At 56.4% G+C, this 16,566-nt stretch carries 14 protein-coding genes and 1 CRISPR repeat array; of the genes, 1 reads left to right on the top strand and 13 read right to left on the bottom strand.

Translation table 11 applies throughout. The annotated features are described in order from the left end of the window. Positions 1-5 precede the first annotated feature (5 nt). A CRISPR array of direct repeats spans positions 6-282; the repeat unit is 29 nt; unit sequence GGGATCATCCCCGCATACGCGGGGAGCAC. 94 nt (positions 283-376) lie between these two features. From cas2e to BMX94_RS10265, 8 genes are all read right to left on the bottom strand, one after another. Next, on the bottom strand, positions 377-730 hold the full coding sequence (gene cas2e / locus BMX94_RS10300) for a type I-E CRISPR-associated endoribonuclease Cas2e (protein ID WP_286160095.1): 354 nt from the start codon (positions 728-730) through the stop codon (positions 377-379). Positions 731-738: 8 nt separating this feature from the next. Beyond that, on the bottom strand, positions 739-1,734 hold the full coding sequence (gene cas1e, locus BMX94_RS10295) for a type I-E CRISPR-associated endonuclease Cas1e (RefSeq protein ID WP_091006286.1): 996 nt from the start codon (positions 1,732-1,734) through the stop codon (positions 739-741). Between the two features lie 42 nt (positions 1,735-1,776). Further along, positions 1,777-2,463 (bottom strand): type I-E CRISPR-associated protein Cas6/Cse3/CasE, encoded by a 687-nt coding sequence (gene cas6e, locus BMX94_RS10290; RefSeq protein WP_091006284.1) that lies wholly within the window; start codon positions 2,461-2,463, stop codon positions 1,777-1,779. A gap of 21 nt (positions 2,464-2,484) precedes the next feature. Continuing rightward, on the bottom strand, positions 2,485-3,210 hold the full coding sequence (gene cas5e, locus BMX94_RS10285) for a type I-E CRISPR-associated protein Cas5/CasD (protein WP_091006282.1): 726 nt from the start codon (positions 3,208-3,210) through the stop codon (positions 2,485-2,487). Continuing rightward, on the bottom strand, positions 3,210-4,349 hold the full coding sequence (cas7e, locus tag BMX94_RS10280) for a type I-E CRISPR-associated protein Cas7/Cse4/CasC (protein WP_286160093.1): 1,140 nt from the start codon (positions 4,347-4,349) through the stop codon (positions 3,210-3,212). Before cas7e ends, cas5e begins: the two co-directional genes overlap by 1 nt. 14 nt (positions 4,350-4,363) lie before the next feature. Then, positions 4,364-5,002 (bottom strand): type I-E CRISPR-associated protein Cse2/CasB, encoded by a 639-nt coding sequence (casB, locus tag BMX94_RS10275; protein WP_286160094.1) that lies wholly within the window; start codon positions 5,000-5,002, stop codon positions 4,364-4,366. Between the two features lie 8 nt (positions 5,003-5,010). Next, a complete protein-coding gene (casA, locus tag BMX94_RS10270; RefSeq protein ID WP_143052315.1) occupies positions 5,011-6,786 on the bottom strand; it encodes a type I-E CRISPR-associated protein Cse1/CasA in 1,776 nt (591 codons plus the stop codon). A gap of 72 nt (positions 6,787-6,858) precedes the next feature. Next, complete coding sequence (locus BMX94_RS10265; RefSeq protein WP_091006275.1) at positions 6,859-9,924, bottom strand: CRISPR-associated helicase/endonuclease Cas3; 3,066 nt, start codon at positions 9,922-9,924, stop codon at positions 6,859-6,861. A 728-nt stretch (positions 9,925-10,652) separates the two neighbouring features. On the opposite strand from BMX94_RS10265, the gene BMX94_RS10255 reads away from it, so the two are divergent. Continuing rightward, complete coding sequence (locus BMX94_RS10255) at positions 10,653-11,108, top strand: hypothetical protein (protein WP_091006269.1); 456 nt, start codon at positions 10,653-10,655, stop codon at positions 11,106-11,108. A 177-nt stretch (positions 11,109-11,285) separates the two neighbouring features. Here BMX94_RS10255 and BMX94_RS10250 read toward each other — a convergent pair whose 3' ends face one another. From BMX94_RS10250 to BMX94_RS10230, 5 genes are read right to left on the bottom strand one after another with little or no spacing between them, the layout of a single operon-like run. After that, the gene (locus BMX94_RS10250) at positions 11,286-12,485 is read right to left on the bottom strand and encodes a mandelate racemase/muconate lactonizing enzyme family protein (RefSeq protein ID WP_091006266.1); all 1,200 of its coding nucleotides are present in this window, start codon (positions 12,483-12,485) and stop codon (positions 11,286-11,288) included. A gap of 46 nt (positions 12,486-12,531) precedes the next feature. Continuing rightward, the gene (locus tag BMX94_RS10245; RefSeq protein WP_091006263.1) at positions 12,532-13,689 is read right to left on the bottom strand and encodes an iron-containing alcohol dehydrogenase; all 1,158 of its coding nucleotides are present in this window, start codon (positions 13,687-13,689) and stop codon (positions 12,532-12,534) included. A gap of 19 nt (positions 13,690-13,708) precedes the next feature. Then, entirely contained in the window at positions 13,709-14,734 is a 1,026-nt protein-coding gene (locus BMX94_RS10240) for an alcohol dehydrogenase catalytic domain-containing protein (RefSeq protein WP_091006260.1), read from the bottom strand. Positions 14,735-14,793: 59 nt separating this feature from the next. Then, positions 14,794-15,459 carry a class II aldolase/adducin family protein gene (locus BMX94_RS10235; protein ID WP_091006257.1) on the bottom strand — a complete coding sequence of 222 codons (666 nt, stop codon included), beginning with the start codon at positions 15,457-15,459 and terminating at the stop codon, positions 14,794-14,796. A 49-nt stretch (positions 15,460-15,508) separates the two neighbouring features. After that, the gene (locus BMX94_RS10230) at positions 15,509-16,561 is read right to left on the bottom strand and encodes a 2-hydroxyacid dehydrogenase (protein WP_091006255.1); all 1,053 of its coding nucleotides are present in this window, start codon (positions 16,559-16,561) and stop codon (positions 15,509-15,511) included. Between the last annotated feature and the right edge of the window lie 5 nt (positions 16,562-16,566).

The raw sequence follows: 16,566 nt of genomic DNA, 5'->3' as shown, positions 1-16,566 counted from the left end.
CTAGCGGGATCATCCCCGCATACGCGGGGAGCACTGGGCAGTCCCATCCCTCGGTGAGCAGCATCGAGGGATCATCCCCGCATACGCGGGGAGCACGAGGTACCACGACTCGATGGCGTTGTCGGCGATGGGATCATCCCCGCATACGCGGGGAGCACGCATGCCCGGCCCCTGAGCTGTAGCCTGTGGAGGGGATCATCCCCGCATACGCGGGGAGCACTGCCTCGGTCGCCATGTGCATCCCCTAGTCGTTGGGATCATCCCCGCATACGCGGGGAGCACACTTAACGACCAGCACGAATATACCGCATTCCGCAATTCTAGATTCGGTTGTCAGAGTGCACCCGCGTATCAACACAAGCCCATGGCCGGGCTGCTATCTTCCAAATTTCCTAGCCGCTCGATACTTGCTCGCATAGCTCCATCCGTTTTGCGGAGTGCCAAGCATCGTGGCGTCATCGGTCCCAAGAGGCCTTTTCATCAACTCAACCCCCTCGCAATCGACCGGCTTCCAGTCGGGCTGAAACGTCTTGAATGCAAGATGCTGCTCGTTCTTAGCTGAATACACCATGATTGCTCTCCCGTTGCGCACCATGGCCAGCACTCGCGCCCAAAGCCCGTCTCTAACTCTCGCGGAAACGTGCCCAACAAACACTCCGGGAGAGATTTCGAGTAACCATCGAGTCAGGTCACCTCGAAGGCCAACGGGGCATGCCGTCAGTACGACCACTACCACGCTTACACGCCTCCCCCATCTTCGGACTCTGCGTATGATTTTCCCGCAGCAACCTCTCCGGCCTTCTCGTCCCAAAGGCCAAGGTGGTTCATCTCTGGCGCAAGGTCAGAAACATTGCCAGCTGATTCTCCACTCAACAGCAGGCCCTTGATGTCTGTCACCATTCTCGGAAGTATCGACAGGTCGAAAACCGCATCCCTCATCTTGCGACGAGTCTCGGCACCAATATCTGTGGGATTCTCGGCAGCCGCTTGGAATGCCACGGGAATCGAAATCTCGGCCTTATAGAGGTCAGCAATGTCATACACAAATGACCTCTCGTGACCGGTATGGACAAAGCCAAGGCCCGGAGAGCACCCCATTGCAACTATTGCGGAATGGGCAAGCGCATAGAGACAAAAGTGCGCCGCAGATAACGCCTTGTTTATTTCCGTCGCGTCATCAAAATCATCAGGGTTATAGGTCCTACGGTCCCATGCAACACCGGTCTTCTCAGACCACTCTTTGTACACGCGCCGCACGCGAACGCCTTCGCGCCCTCGCAGCTGACCCATCGTGAGATGGCTCACGTCCTCGCCGGGAAACCTCATCCCATACATCTTGCGCGCGACCTCGAGTCTGGTCCGCATGTTCGACACCAGCCTTGCTTGAGCCTGGAGAAGCACGCTCGAATGGGTAAGCGGCTTTCCAAAGGCATACATCCTGATGCCTCTCTCGCCCACCCATATTACGGTTACGCCGCATTCTCCGAGCATCGTCATTGCGTCGTGTGTTATTGACGCGCCCGGCCCAAGCATGAGCACACTTAGGGAAGCGGAAGGCACATAGGTGGTGCCCTCATCATCCCGAATGGTTATCGCGTTGTCCGCCCGGTTTATCTTGCAGTGTTCAAAGTAGAGGAATGAAATCCTGTCTTCCACGCGCACAAGGTCGACAATATCTGGCGGAGGGGCTCCCCTCCGATTTGATTTCCCTCCACCGGCAATCGCGTCGGACATGGTCGCCCCTCCTTGGACAATCTATTATTTAGGCATGCCCCTCTAGCTCATGGGCGAGACGGTCAAGAGCCCGCAGCCAAACCCCTTTGCCCGCCCCATTCCAAAGCACAAGGTGTGCCGCAAGAGATCCGGGTCGCACACAGTAAGAACTCCGTCATACATCGCGGTGGTGATAGTGACTTTCTTCCCCTGTCTCCCATACTTCTCTGTGTGCCGTTGAGAAACCGTGAGCACGGGAAAACCGTCTTCGCTGTTGACCACTCTAAAGCCATGGCCTTCGGAGCGGCTCAAGAGCCACTCGACCTGCTGGGCCATGGTGACGCATCCCTGGATGGTCCCCACGACCTTTGGATTTGGATCTTTTCCTTGGTCGACAAGAACTTTCCGTGCGGGGTTTGCCTTAAGTCTGAAGCGCCACTGTTGGCCAGCGCCAAGCCGCCTGAGCACGGGCGAGTAGTCCTTGGTCTCACCGATGCATGTCGTAGGCCACCCGCACTGTTCGGCAATATGCGAGAAGTCAGGACGATCGGGGCTTACAACATACAGCCACGTCTCTTTTGTGGGAGCTGGCGAAGAATCAACCCGCCACAGGATTCTCCCTTCGTCCGAAGCTCGGCAGGCATCCGGCAAAAATGCATTCTCAACTGCAGCGTGCATACGATAAGGCGAGGCAAGTAGTCGAATCGCCTCCGGACGCCTGACGTTGAGAGGGAGTCTGGAGATATACATGGTGGCACCTCCTTTCGTTCTCTAGAAGAAGCCCATTGGATTGTGATCGGGCAACCTTGTAGCACCTGCACTAGTCGTGGAGACGGTTCCACTACCAAGCCGATCGACGGGAACTCGGAATCTATACACGCCTCTGCCCGCGTACTTTCTACCGGATCCGCTAAAGCTCAACGGAAGATCAGCCTGACTCTCCGCCACTTCACCCCCGTGCGCATCGCATGCCACCTCGAGCTCAGTAATCTGCTGGTGCCTACGCCTGTAACGCGCGGTGGCGAGCCATGGCTCGGTCGAGAGCGCCGAGCGAACGTCCTGGTAGTCGTCATGCACGCCCCGCGATGGCGGCGTGTCCGGCGGGCAAGACCTTCTCCCCAAGAACAGCGGCCAGTTTGGATGCCGCAACGCCTCGTCAAGCTCCTGCAACCAAGAGACGTCCCCAGCGAGCGCAACCAAGAACTTAGCATCCGCCAGATAGTACCTGTACGAGAGGGGCATGGCCTTGTTGGCGTCTCCAAGGGGTCGCTCCGTCTGGAAGTCGACCAGCAAGCGTCCCGGTTGATCGGTTCGCACTCCAAACTCTAGAGATGAGAGGTCATCAACCTGGTCTTCTCGCGATCTGCCCAGTGCCGAAGCAAGCATTCCCACAACGCCACTCTTGGTAGGCTCCCAGCGAGTCCCTCTCTTCACATAGCGTGAAGAGTCACCCCAAGACTGAAGAGGGCCCGAGAGCTCGAGCAAAAGGACGGCCATTACTCCTCACCCTTCGAAAGCGCATCAAGAACGCTGGCGCTCACCTCGTCTAGCATCTTGGGGAACGTGACCTGCTCGCCAACCTGCTTAAGCGAATCCGTCCCGCCGTCGACGGCAGTCCACCACACCTTGACGGGATCATTGCCGTACGTCTCGGAAATTTGGAGGAGCTTGGTTGCAAGGCGATCTTCCGCCTGGTGCGAAATCGATACGCCCTCCTTTGGCGAGACGGGGGACTCGAATGCTGAGACGCCATTGATAGGCTGGTCATCCCTGAGCACAACAAGCACGGTGCTCGGAAGCGTCCTATTTGCAAACGTGTTCTGCTTGCCGGTTGGCATCGACTCAACAAACGCCTTGAGGAATGCGCGCACGCCTTGTGCTGCGGCCCCGACATCTCCAAGCTGCTCTTCCAGAGATGGCAAGCAGACGGTTGCGTATCGATACAGCGTCGAGGAGTTAAATCCTATGGTGTCAAGCATGGCGGCGCCTGCGTTGTCTTCTGCAGCGCAATCATCCACCGCGGTGAAGTAGTCGTACTCCTGCGAGACTTTGTTGACGGAGATGGCATGTGCAACCTGAGCGCTAGCGTCAGTGTTCAGGTCTGGGGCATCTGCGAGCATCCTTCCAAAGAGGGCAATGTCTAGCGCCTGCGTCCCGTGAAATGCCGACGAGACAGCCTTCTTTATCTCCTTGGATGGCTTCGCCAAGTTCTCACCAGCATCATGTGCATCAATGGCAATGCGTGCGAGCTTCTCGACCTCCGTCCTGGCAATGAAGATGAGATACTGGGAGACGGGGGTTCCCTTCTCTGATCCAGCGCGCCTCGAAGCCTCGACCTGTACCCCCGTTACCTTAAGCACATCGCTAGCAAGGTCGCCTGCTGCCTCTGACAAGTCTGGCCTTTGGCGCAGAATCTCGTCTTCAATCAGGGCTACGGCATGCTTTGTCCTCACGCCAAGCTGGGATGCATCCACCAAGTCCGGGAACATTTCCCTCATGGCACGCTTCCATGCCTGGCTCGATACGCGCGAGCGCTGGTAGCCACCATAGATTGCCGTCTTAGGGGTGCCGGTGTCATCCCTGTTCATATCGCAGGGCGGAACGTTTTGGATCACGTGCAGGTCAAGATACATCATTCGAGTTCCCTCCATTAGCCTCTGTCTGTCTGAGCCTTCTGGTCATCCTGCTTGGGGTTTGCCTTGTAGTAGTCGCGTGCCCAACGCATGAACACGTCTCCCCTTGTTTCTTCAAACTGAATCTCGAAGAGGTCCGAGGCAAGACGCCCAAAATCCAACTGGATTGGAGCCTCTACCTTAGCGGCACGAATGAGTCTCACGAGCGAGCGAACCCCGACCATGGCTCCGGCAAAATCCGTAGACGCCTCGATTGAGGAGAGACGGCGCATAAAACCTGGGGCTCCCTTGCCATTACTGGCCTTTACGCAAAGATAGCAAGCATTTCCTAACGACCCCGTAGTCACGCCGTTGTCGGGAAACATAGCCACGGGGTTCTTTTTCGACTGTTGGAGAATGGCGTAAAGCTGAAGTGCGGCACGAACGCTTTCCAGCTCCTTGCGTTCCGCATCTTCACCTAAGTCGAAATCGGGAAGATCGGCAAAAAGTTCCTCCCCTACACTCATCCAAGAAGCCTCGCCTGCTGTGTCCAGGCGCCTGAGACGCGCTAGGCTTGCCCTCGATGACGCCCGATCAGCTAGATAGCCAGCCTGCAACGTACCGACCTTAGTGTTGACACATTTTCCAATCGCTCTGGAAACTTCTCTTATTGACATGGCCCAGATCACTCCCTTCCTTCCTCTGTCGGAACGGTCTCTGGGTTTTCAGACACATGGCTCGGCTTTTCCAGCCTCCCCAGGGTCTGGAAGAGACCCGCCCTCAAGATAGCCATCGCCCTACCAACGGTCATGCCCTCATGCTCCTCGAAAAACGATCGATCGCACTCGTTCAAATAGCGCGTGGCATACGAGAGAAGCCTCCGGCGGACTTCATCCCTCCATTCAGCGCAATACGTCTCTATGGCACTAGCCTCATTGGGGAAATGGGCGAGCCGCGTACGACATATGGCGTCAAGCTCCGCGAAGACGGATTCCCTCACGCGGTTCCGCTCTTGCGTCGCAACTGTCGACGAAGCCTTGTCTCCTGATGCCTTCTGGATGTTCGAGACAAAGTTCACAACCTTGCCAACTGCCTGGTCAACAGAGTCAATGGTTGCAAGCGCCCGATTGCACGCACACGAGTCATGCTCGAACAAAGAGACGCTCAAGTCGAACTTGTCATCGACAGCATCGGCAAACACGCTGTTCTGCGTTCCGTATGCCATACTCTGCGCATGAATCGCAACCACCGGGTACTCTTCCGGCGAGAGAACCCCCTCGTAGCGAAGGCGCTCTACCCAACGAACAACTCCCGGTCGAAGGTCACCGTCCTGCCCCACAGAAACTATCGAGGCAAGGCCACGCCAGATAGCACGCGTTGGATCATGCGTTTTGGGTAAGCGAGGCGCATATGGAAGACCCAGGCTCTTCTGCTGAGAAGTACTTGGCCTCCACGCTGTCATGAGTTCAGAACCTTCCTTGTCCATGACAACGGGAATATCTCCGTAGCAGCTAATCACCCCAATGACGCGATCACCTTTGTCGTTAGGAACCAAGCGCATCCGCCTGCTCTGCCAGGTGTAGCACTGAATGGGACCATAGGGTTCACCCGGAGTTGGAATGCGGTAGTCAGGAGAAACCTCTCCTCGTTCCCATGAGGGCACGTCTTCCCCACAACCAACAATGGGCCTTCCTCCGCGCGCATTGTCAAAGAGCACCAGGTTGAGCATGAGGGTCCGAAAAAGGTTGGCACCTTCGAGAAACACGCCACCCTCGGCGCCCAGCATGCCCGTGCCAACAGCCCCCTTGGGTGGATATACCTTGCCGGACTTCACGTGGGTATTTCCCTTGACAGGCGTCTTGATGCCCGCAGTCGCGTATGCCTGTTGAAAGACAAGCCACCTGCCTGCCTCGGCAAAGGTCAGCCCATCAATGCGACCCTTGCTTCTCAGAGAGAAGAGAAACTTGTCGCTCTTGGGAACGTCGGCAACCAGCTCGTCTACACCGTCAGGGTCTTTGCCGGCATACTCGAGACCCGCCACCTGATAGAAGGGGTGACTGGGATCGAAGAGGTCAAACCTATCCTTGGCAGATGCCAGGTATGCGAGAATCCCGTCCAAGTCAAAGTGACCGCTTTCCCAGGTATCCTCCCACCAGTCGAGCAAATCGTCCTCGCTCTTGGTACCCCCCTGCGAAAGCTGCCTGTGGAGAATCGCAAGCAACAACCGAAGCATTGGCAACACCTGTTGTGGGGAATCTCCACTAACTTCTCGGATTTGCTCGGCATCTTCAAATACGGTTTGAATCGACACCTCTCGGCACGTTCCGTCTTGGTAGATAACCGGTATCCAGGGGTCGGTAGCCAAGTTGAAATGGGGCTCAACCGATTCGCTTGCCATTACTCCTCCTTTCCGAAAGTCACGCCGCCCTTTGCACACAAGCCCCGCATTCGCGGGGAGCACGAAATCCCCTCCATGTTCTAGGGATCATCCCCATGCATATGGGGAACTGGGAACTTCAATGACAAGAATATATCAACTAGAAAATGTATGGGATGTATATACGCCAACGGTCGAGAATCCCTCCCGACGGGTATATCGCAGTCGCTTGCCGAGAAGTTCCGTCTCAAAGACACCCGGATCGACTTCGTCCATGGGCAGCAGCAACCTTCCTGCAAGCCAAGGTGACTCCTGCCAGCACCGCACGTACACGCCGCACCCGTTCTCAAGCTCCTTGATGCAGGCATCTATCTGCGACAGAGGGCAAACGGAAAGCGGAAGCCTTACCGCGCTCTGGGCCAGCAGGAGGGACTGCCCCCTGTTTGGTTCAAGATCTGTAGGCAGCCCTTCTCCCCTCTCGACCCCTTTGCCGCCAATCCACGGCAGTAGCGAAATACCGCCATCAGACCCTTTTCGAACAAGAAGCACCTCGACCGTCTCCTGCGTGTCACGAACCGCCCGCTGGCCGCGGTCTTCGTCCCGCGAATCTTCGGCAACCGCCTCGGTCCGCTCGCCCAGGTCAACAAGCGACCACTTACTTTGTATTGCGTACGGCAGCTCCACTAGAAGACATGTTTGGGCCCTGTGAACCTTAGAGACAAACTTCTCGTCTCTAGCTGCTCTCTGGGATGCATATCCTTCCGACCAGGCATCCGGAATGGCATTTTGGACATCGTCCGAATAGGCAGTCCTTACGAGCCGGGGAATGTCGTGCGGGAGCTCAATAGACGCCTTGCTGTCCATTGCATCAAGTCCAAGGACAGCAAGAGACTCCGTAAGGGTTGCCTTGTCGTACACGCGTGTGAGCCCTTTGGCAAACTCGGGGCCCTCATCCCCAAATGAAACAACTCCTCGCACATAGCACGTAGCAGTTCGCAGCAATGCTGGTCTGTCGCATTCGTCCGCTCCGCGATGGTGTCGATGCGTCCTTCCGAGCCTCTGCAGCACCAGGTCGACTGGCGCCATATCAGTTACCAGAAGGTCAAAGTCAATATCCAGCGATTGTTCAAGCACTTGCGTACCCACAACAATCAAAAGCCTTGGTCGCCCTCCATTTCCGGCGGTCGCCTGGCGGCCAAGCATCTCTCTTAGCTTCTTTTCGTTCTCCATGCGGTCAATGTCAATGAACCGAGAGTGGTCGAGCAAGACTGCTTCGACGCCAAAGCGGGCATCGAGCGCACGTTCCACCTCTTGGGCGCGACCTACGGTGTCACATATCACGCCTGCACAGCCACCGTCAGAAAGACGGTCTGCAAGGAGGTCTGCAAGCGCTTCAACATCGTCGTCGATAACGGACACATCTACGCTAACTTCACGACCAGACGGCTTGGTCTCTATGCTTCTTGCAGTGTCTCCATCCGAGTACGTGACAAGGGGGTATGCATCCGCAGCCTCGCCTGAGAGAAGTAAAGCGTCCTGCTCGTCTTTGGACTGGATCTCGTCAGTCGGGGCTACCGAAAGCCGCCGCCCTTCAAGGTACTTGCCAACCATCTCGTTGCGTTGGCTTATTGGCAGCGTTGCAGAAAGCAGAATAACCGGGACGTGCCAGTAGCCAAGCCACTGGAGAAGAACGTTAAGATACTGCCGCATATAGAGATCATAGGCATGGCACTCGTCGATGATGACGACCTTGTTGGCCAGGGCTAATTGCCTTAGCGAGAGATGCTTCATGTTCAAGGCGCCCATAAGAACCTGGTCGACGGTACAGACGACAAAGTTCGCAAGCATCCCGCGTTTGCGGCCAAACATCCAATCAGAGACCACGACGTCATCTGCCTTTGAGCGGCCATTCTCATCGGCCATATCAATGCCCACATCAAAACGAGACGTTTGGCGAGAGCGGCGGACGAGGCCCTGGAACTGCTCGTTAAGCTGGGCCTTGCCGTGTGCGAGATAGATATCTTTGTCTGGGCTAGAACCCTCATGCGGAAGGCGCTCGAGCCAGGATTCCACGCGGTCGAACATTGCGTCTGTAGTGGCCATGGTGGGGAGCGCTACGCACACCCCGCTCAAGCCATATCGCCATGCAAGGAGCTCTCCCGCGGTAAGGGCTGCTTCGGTCTTGCCCTCCCCCATGGGGGCTTCTATCACCATGATGCCAGGCTCATCTAGTTCCCAAGCAGCACGAGCGGCCGCCACTTGAACTGGCCGAGGTTTGGCAGCCTTCGGAAGCGCAAACCTCTCTGCAAAGAACTGGTCAAAGGGCAGAACGTCCGGTCGTGACTCCGACCACGCCTGAAGAATGGCAGCGGCGTCCCATGCTTTGGTGCACCGAGCCTCAAGATCGATGCTACTGCAGCCATCTTCTCCAAACAGGGGAATGAGTGGGAAGATATCTTGGTCGCTCGCAATCCAGTCGGTCATGATAACCAAGCCGGTGAGAATACTCTCGGTGGCAACGGTAAGATGATGATGTGCGAAACGAGGCACATCGTTTTTAGAGAGCCCCGCCAGTTGAAGGGCATACGAGATTAGCTCATCTTGGATGCGAATCCAATCTGCAGAGCCCTCGCCCGCATGTCCGAGGGCTACGCTATCATCGGCTGCGTCTTTGAGGCGTTTCACGGTAGGAAATCTCCCGTGGTGTGCACCAACAATGCTTGAAATAGCAGATGTCCGCCTTATTGTTTCTCTTTTTGCGCTCCTTGTTTTGTCGTCCCCAGCAAAGCAGTGTCCCTTGAGGTACTCAGCAAGCAACACTTCACCAGCAATTGGATGTGTTGGGCAGGGCCTGCCAGAGAGGTCATGCCGAATGACCAGCCCAGCATGTTCTGGCTTCCACAGAATACCGCCTTCTCCGCCTTGTCTGAACGACAACCCCTTGATCTGGAAGGCAGGCGTGGCCTTCCCTATATCGTGGACTGCAGCAAGGAACACGAAAAGCGACTGTGCAAGCTTCTCGTCTCCATCAAGAGCCCGTGCAACGATTTCCCTGGTAGAGCGTGGCACCCAGCTGCTCCACAACCGCGATGCAACTCCTGCGGAATCCGCCATGTGGACATAGAGTGGCAGCCAGCTCTCCCCCACTCCATAGTCCGACTTCCCCCAAAGCGAGCGCGCCTGGTTGGAGAGCGACGCGCCACAATTTGCATCCGCTTCCATGCTGACCCCCTTCACGGGACAAGCCAGAACCTTTTGGAAACCTTGTCCACACTTTGGCACAAGCACGCGACATTAATTAGGGCATCAGGCGAGCGGAGTCCCATACGTCCCCTAGGGATTGGACAACGGTGGCCCCAAAGAACGCGGGCACGCAATCAAAGACGGCAGCAAGAAGCGCCCGAGTTGCCCGCTGCGGGCGCCGCGCGCAACCAGAGCCCCCGTTTCTACGTACAGAAGTCAGGTTGTGTGGGTTATTATCCTCGCCGGAGGCGGCGTCCAGCCTCCGCGACCGCCGTCCGCGGACTCACAGGGGCCACGTGACCGACGTCCTCCCAGTTGCCGGGCCCGGACGAGCAGGGACGCGCATCCCCTCGGGCCCATGCCGCCCCGGGGACGGGTGCCGCACTTACACACAACCTCGGTTTTGCACGTAATTCGGACCTCGGAAGTCGCACGAGCCCCCAGGGCTACCGTCGCGCGCAGTGTCTTGCGTAATTGCGCCTCTATACCTCAGCCGCCCCTTGACTTGCTGAGCCCTAACGGTGCAATCTCTGGTCAGGAAGCCTAACGACGCGCTGGGGGGGAACAGCGCCGTCGCCGCTGCGCTCGCCACGGGCTGCGCCGGGGCAAGCGCCCCAACCTCCCCGGCCTCCCAGCCAGACGAGACGGCCGACCTCGCGTCGGTCCGTAAGGAGATCGCCTCCGACGGCGCCGTGTGACACCTGGGGATGTACGACAGGGACATCACGTCCGACGGCTTCTCGTCGTGGCTCTCCTCCGTCACCTACCAAGACGGCACTCCCCTGCCCACCAAGCATCCCTTCACGGCAGAAGTTGCGGCAAGGGTCGTCACCGAAGGAGGCGACATCTACTGCATTGTCCCGGCCCATGCCGGCGACTCGGTGAGCATATGCCAGTGGCTCTACTCCACCACCGACGACGGGCAGTGGTCCGAGAAGGCCGGGGACACCCTCTACGCGTCCGACACCGGCGAGCCGGTGCTGATCCAGGCGAGTGCGGGGGAGTTCAACCCCAACTTCGCCGTCTCCATCCACGGCACCGACGGAAGGTCATTCGAGAACCACGTGCTCGTGACGAGCGGCATGGACGGAAGTCTGGTCCTGCCGAGCGATGCCGGCAGCGGCCAGGCGCTCCTGAGCGACTTCAGCCCGTACGCGTATTGATGGGGAGAGGCACACTGCACAGAACGCCAGCAACGTTGGAGAAGGATGCCAATCAGAGGGAGAGATTCTCAGCCGGACGTGAACGCTCATCTTCTTTTGATGCGCTGAGGGAATCTACAAAGGCCGAGCGACGCACTCGTCTCCATCGCTCGGCCCAAACACGTCATAACAATTGAACTATTTGACGGTTACTACATCCGCGTTCGACAGTGCATAGTCCGTGAGTTCCTGGCCGATTCCCGGCTCCTCGGGCACCTCAAAGTACCCACCCTTTGCAACGTAGTCGTTCTTGCATAGCCGGATGTTGTCTTCAATCAGAGCCGATGCATGGAGCTCGTGAATCACGAAGTTGGGAATGACGGCTTCAAGCTGAAGGGCAGCACTTGCAGAGACAGGTCCGCCACAACAATGGACTTGAACACCGATGTCATAGACGTGAGCATAGTCGCAAATCTTCTTGCCCTCGGTGATGCCCCCGACATTGCAGAGATCGGGTTGAATGATATTAATCGAATGATCCTCGAAAAATGGCCTGTAACCCCAACGCGTGTAGACCCTCTCGCCTGTAGCAATCGGGATGCTAACCTTATCGTGAATCTCACGGAAAAGCTTGGGATTCAACGGTTGAGTTGGCTCCTCGTAATAGAAGCAGCCGAGCTTTTCAAGCTCCCTTCCCAGCTGAACAGACGTAGTGGCATCCGTGAGAGCGTGCAATTCGATGATGATATCCACATCAGGCCCGACTTCGCGCATCGCCTCAACACGCCTGACTGCCAAGTCCATCTGATCGCGCTGGAGGATGCCCCTGCTTGAACGGCCCATCCACACGCCGTTCTTATCGAACCCGACGGGGTCGACTTTCACGCAATCAAAGCCATCAGCCATTGCTTTCTGCATTGCCTCCGCATACTCTTCTGGCCTGGCAAGAGACTTGGATACCTTCCCCCAGTCAAACTGAAGTTGCGAGGCGTATGCACGAAGCTTAGTGTTTGTCTTGCCTCCCAACAACTGGTAGACAGGAACGCCGAGGGCCTTGCCTCTAATATCCCAGAGCGCAATGTCTATTCCCGAGATGCCCGCCATGATGACGCCGCCGTTACCCATACCCCAGAACGTGAGCCGGTGGAGCCTATCCCATATTTGCTCGTTGTTCATGGGGTTAAGGCCAACGATGCACTTTGCGAAGTCCACTGCCATACCAAAACCGGCAGTCTGGGCGTTTCCATATGCAACGCCAACTTCGCCAAGACCAGAAATGCCTTCGTCAGTATTGATTCGCACGAAGACGGGATGCCAAGGCACGTTGCCCACCGCAACTTCCGCTGGCACGGACGGCTCCTTGAAGGTTCGGATGATGTCCACGCTCGTTATCTTCATGACTCTCTCCTTATTATGAATTCATGTTTAGCGGGCGCCGCTTCTTCTATTCGCCGTAGTAAACCCGTCTCAGCATCTCATTCGCATAATCAGCGTTAATTTCTACCGGGTTTGCCGGCGTTGCAACATCAGTCAGCACTTTCTGAACTAGGGTATCGAAGTCGCTCCTGAAAGCCTCCTCGTCGGGGACAAGCTCTCTCATGGTCTTGGGGACGTCGAGCCTCTTTCTCAGATCGATGATGGTCTGCTCCAAATCGCTTCTGCCAACAAAGCCCGCAAGCTCCTCGTACCGCTCTCGAGCACGAGCGTCATGTGCCGCATTGAACGAGATGGAATACGGGAGCACGACAGCATTTGCGAGACCATGAGGAATCCCGTATGACGCACCAAACGTATGGGCCACCCCATGACAGATGCCAAGTGCGCAGTTTGAAAAAGAAATCCCCGCCAGACAGGAAGCCGCGAGCATATCACCCCGTGCCTCAAGGTTGTCGGGCTCGGCTGCACAAATCGGAAGAGCCCGATAGCCGTAAACCCATGCCCCAATCGCTTGCGCATCAGAGAACGGATTGGCAAGTGGGGTCACATATGACTCAATTGCATGGGTGAGGGCATCCATTCCGCACCCTACAGTACCGCGGCGAGGCATGGTAACCGAAAAAACGGGATCGAGAATAGCCACATCAGGAATCAACTTGCCTGTGTACTCGCGCACCGAGTACTTTTTCTTCTGAACGGGATCCTTAATGAGAGCTGCCCTTGTGCACTCAGACCCAGTGCCGGCACTCGTGGTTATGCAGCAGACGCGGGCTTTCTTGCGAAGTACCAGTGGCGCGGGAGGCATTACTTCCTCGAGGGTCTTGTATTCGGGGTTTTCGTAAAAGACCCACATTGCCTTCGCGGCATCCATCGCGGACCCGCCACCGAAGCCAATTACCCAGTCTGGCTCGAATTCGCGCATTTCCTCAACGCCACGACGCACCGATTCCCAGCAAGGCTCAGGCTCAACGTTTGTGTTCGACTTCCAAGAAAACCCAGCGGATTCCAGTACGTCAGTCACCACCTTCAGTTGGCCAAGCTCCTCCTGGATGGTCCCGCTCATGACAATGTAGGCGCGTTTCTGCTCTGCGGGCAAATCAGCTAGCGCATTAACAGCCCCTTCGCCGAAGTACATCTTGTCTGCTCCAAGCTTTATCTGGCGCATAGAAGTCCTCTCCTGGTACTTAGTCATAAATAATTGCATTTTTAATTACCGAGCCAGAAGCATGCTCAAGAAGGGCCTTCTCTAGCTCCTTGAGGGAATACTCGTGTTGGACACAATCCTTATCACTTACAACCCCCATCTCCAGGAGCTTGAATGCTTGAGAGACGCTAAACGGAGTCGTATGAAACACGCCTTTAACGGTAAGCTGTGAATAGTGGAGGAGAGTCGCATCAACGCTCAACACACTCCCCTTCTTTGTCCCACCGAATAGAAGAACGAAACCACCTTTCCGCGCCATCCGTAGGCTGTGCTCCCAAACGGCAAGGCTCCCCGTACACTCGATAACCACATCCGCCCCACGATGGCCGTCCGTGCACTCAAGCACTGCCTCCACGGGATTCGCGATGCCGGAAAGGTTCAGAGTCCGCCATGCCCCCATGGCTTTTGCAACCTCCAGCCTCCCTGAAGCAAGGTCTGTCACGAGCACCTGCGCGCCTCGCAGGACAGCCAGTCGCGTAAACATGAGCCCGATGGGGCCCGCCCCATTTATCACAACAAGGTCGCCAAGGCCAACTGGACAGTTCTGGATGCCATATACGGCACACGAGAAAGGCTCGAGCAGGCTAGCCGTTTTGTGACTCATCCCCTTGGGCATGCGAAACATATTGAGCTGAACAATTCGTTGAGGCGCCTTCACGTATTCGGCGTATGCCCCTCGGTTGAACAGAAGGCTCTCGCACATGGACGGCTGACCGTGTTTGCACCAGTAACAGCGTCCACACGGGGCACTATTGTGAACAGCAACTCGATCGCCCTCGTGAAAGCCCTCAACTCCACGGCCCGTCGCGGAAATAACCCCAGAAAACTCATGGCCGAAGGGATGCGGGGGCTTGAGAAGCGGATAGCCTCTCTTGTATATTTTCACATCAGTCCCGCACGTGGTTGACACAACGTTCTTGATAACGACTTCGCCCTCGGCAGGCTCTGGGATGGGACGCTCAACAATGCGGACATCCTGTTGGTCATAGAGAACAGCGGCCTGCATTATTACCTCCACCCCCGTCAATGTGGGCCGAGGGCATTTACCCTCGGCCCAACAAATGGCTACTTCTTATCGGGCACCTGGCCGTAAGTCTTCGAGCGTTCGAATGCCTTCTCCATCTCCTCATGGGTGATGAGATTCATTTTTCCTGCGCACAGACACTGGTACTGGACTTGGGCGACGAACTCGCAGTTAACCGCAAGGCCGAAAGCCTTCGGGAGATTTGCTTGGCAGACGACAATTCCATGGTTGGCGAGAAGCGTGGCACGGGTCTTCGGGTGTGCCTTCAGCGTCTCCCCTACCGCCTCAGCAAGCTCTGGGGTACCGAAGGTGATGTACGGAGTCAGAGGAACTTCTTCCACACCCGTCCCCATAATCACATAGTGAACCGACTTGAGCGTCTCCCCCATACATGCGAGGGTAGTGCAGTAGGGAGAGTGAGTGTGGACAACCGCGCCGGCCTCGGGACGATTCCGGTAGAAGATTGTGTGTAGCCCATGCTCAGAGGAAGGCTTCCTCTTTCCATCAATGATGTTGCCATCGAGATCCATGACAACAACGTCTTCCGGAGTTGTATCGAAGTAACCAAGCCCAGAGGGGCTGATGGCCATGTACCCCGTCTCCTTGTCGAAGATCGAAATGTTGCCGGAAGTGCCAACGGAGAGTCCGGCAGCGCTCATCTTTTTGCCGTATTCGACAATCTGCTCTCGCGCATCCTGCATAATCATGGCGAAATCCTTTCATTTAACAAATGAAAATACGAATTCTATTTGCGAACTATGCTTGAAGGGCCTTCAGGTTAACGACCATGTCGCTCTTTCCTGTATCCCAGTACTCGCGAATCTTCTTCGCGAGCAATAGCGGGCTCTTCGGGAGTGCATCAACAACGTTGCCTGCCGTATGAGGCGTCATCGTAAGGTTGTCAAGGTCGAGAAGCGGGTCCCCTTCTGGAATTGGCTCCTCCCAGAAAACATCGAGGGCGGCTCCCCCAATAGACCTAGTTTGAAGCGCCTTAACAAAGGCGTCCTTGTCTAGTACCCCCGCGCGCGAGGTGTTGATGAGACACGCGGTTGGCTTCATAAGCGAAAGGAGTCTTTCGTTGATGCATCCCTTGGTCTCGGGCGTAAGACGCATATGCAAGGATACGATGTCCGAATCCCTGAACAGGGTTTCCTCGTCTACCAGCTGGACGTCCAGCCCGATTGCGTCTAGCTGCTCCTGCTTCAAATACGGGTCATATGCAATGACTCGCTTCATGCCAATACCGAGGCACTTTTTTGCGACAAGCTTTCCAATATGGCCAAGCCCAACAAGACCCAGCGTCATCTCGCACATCGACGTGGTATAGCCCGAGTTTACGTAATCTTTGCGCCAAACACCCTGTTTGAGCGCAGCATGCGCCCGTGCAATGTTTCGGGTCTCCGCGAACATGAGTCCGACCGCAAAGTCGGAAGTGCATTCGGCATTGCGGATACAGTGAATAACAGGGATGCCATGTGCCGTTGCAGCCGGGACGTCAATATGTTCCATGCCTCCGCGACAGGTACCAATGAGCTTCAGGTTCTTACCGGCTTCAATGAGCTCCTCCGCAACCGGGCAAAAGTGAACAAGCAGGACATCTGCGCCGGCAATTTTCTCATACGCATCTGCCGGCGGACGCTCTGCAGAGGGGCCGTTCTTCTCAAGGTTAAGCGAGTGCTTGTTGAACTCACTCCGAGCACCAGTGTCCCAATAGGAGGTCTCGATCTCCGCGTCAGGATCAAGCGTCTTTGCCGCCTCGACCAGAAGGTCGACGGGGACAACAACGTCTCCAATCACAAGGAACTTCATAGTGG

This window comes from Olsenella sp. KH3B4, from assembly GCA_900111695.1.
Taxonomy (GTDB): domain Bacteria; phylum Actinomycetota; class Coriobacteriia; order Coriobacteriales; family Atopobiaceae; genus Tractidigestivibacter.
The sequence above is the reverse complement of the archived record's forward strand: the minus strand, read 5'-3'. Positions and strand labels throughout refer to the sequence as shown.

Bases quoted from the DNA above. Each gene is read 5' to 3' on its own strand.
- cas5e (WP_091006282.1), bottom strand. From the start codon at position 3,210: ATGGCCGTCCTTTTGCTCGAGCTCTCGGGCCCTCTTCAGTCTTGGGGT.
- BMX94_RS10255 (WP_091006269.1), top strand. From the start codon at position 10,653: ATGTACGACAGGGACATCACGTCCGACGGCTTCTCGTCGTGGCTCTCC.
- BMX94_RS10245 (WP_091006263.1), bottom strand. From the start codon at position 13,689: ATGCGCCAGATAAAGCTTGGAGCAGACAAGATGTACTTCGGCGAAGGG.
- BMX94_RS10265 (WP_091006275.1), bottom strand. From the start codon at position 9,924: ATGGAAGCGGATGCAAATTGTGGCGCGTCGCTCTCCAACCAGGCGCGC.
- cas1e (WP_091006286.1), bottom strand. From the start codon at position 1,734: ATGTCCGACGCGATTGCCGGTGGAGGGAAATCAAATCGGAGGGGAGCC.
- BMX94_RS10235 (WP_091006257.1), bottom strand. From the start codon at position 15,459: ATGATTATGCAGGATGCGCGAGAGCAGATTGTCGAATACGGCAAAAAG.
- cas6e (WP_091006284.1), bottom strand. From the start codon at position 2,463: ATGTATATCTCCAGACTCCCTCTCAACGTCAGGCGTCCGGAGGCGATT.
- cas7e (WP_286160093.1), bottom strand. From the start codon at position 4,349: ATGATGTATCTTGACCTGCACGTGATCCAAAACGTTCCGCCCTGCGAT.
- BMX94_RS10250 (WP_091006266.1), bottom strand. From the start codon at position 12,485: ATGAAGATAACGAGCGTGGACATCATCCGAACCTTCAAGGAGCCGTCC.
- BMX94_RS10230 (WP_091006255.1), bottom strand. From the start codon at position 16,561: ATGAAGTTCCTTGTGATTGGAGACGTTGTTGTCCCCGTCGACCTTCTG.
- BMX94_RS10240 (WP_091006260.1), bottom strand. From the start codon at position 14,734: ATGCAGGCCGCTGTTCTCTATGACCAACAGGATGTCCGCATTGTTGAG.
- casB (WP_286160094.1), bottom strand. From the start codon at position 5,002: ATGTCAATAAGAGAAGTTTCCAGAGCGATTGGAAAATGTGTCAACACT.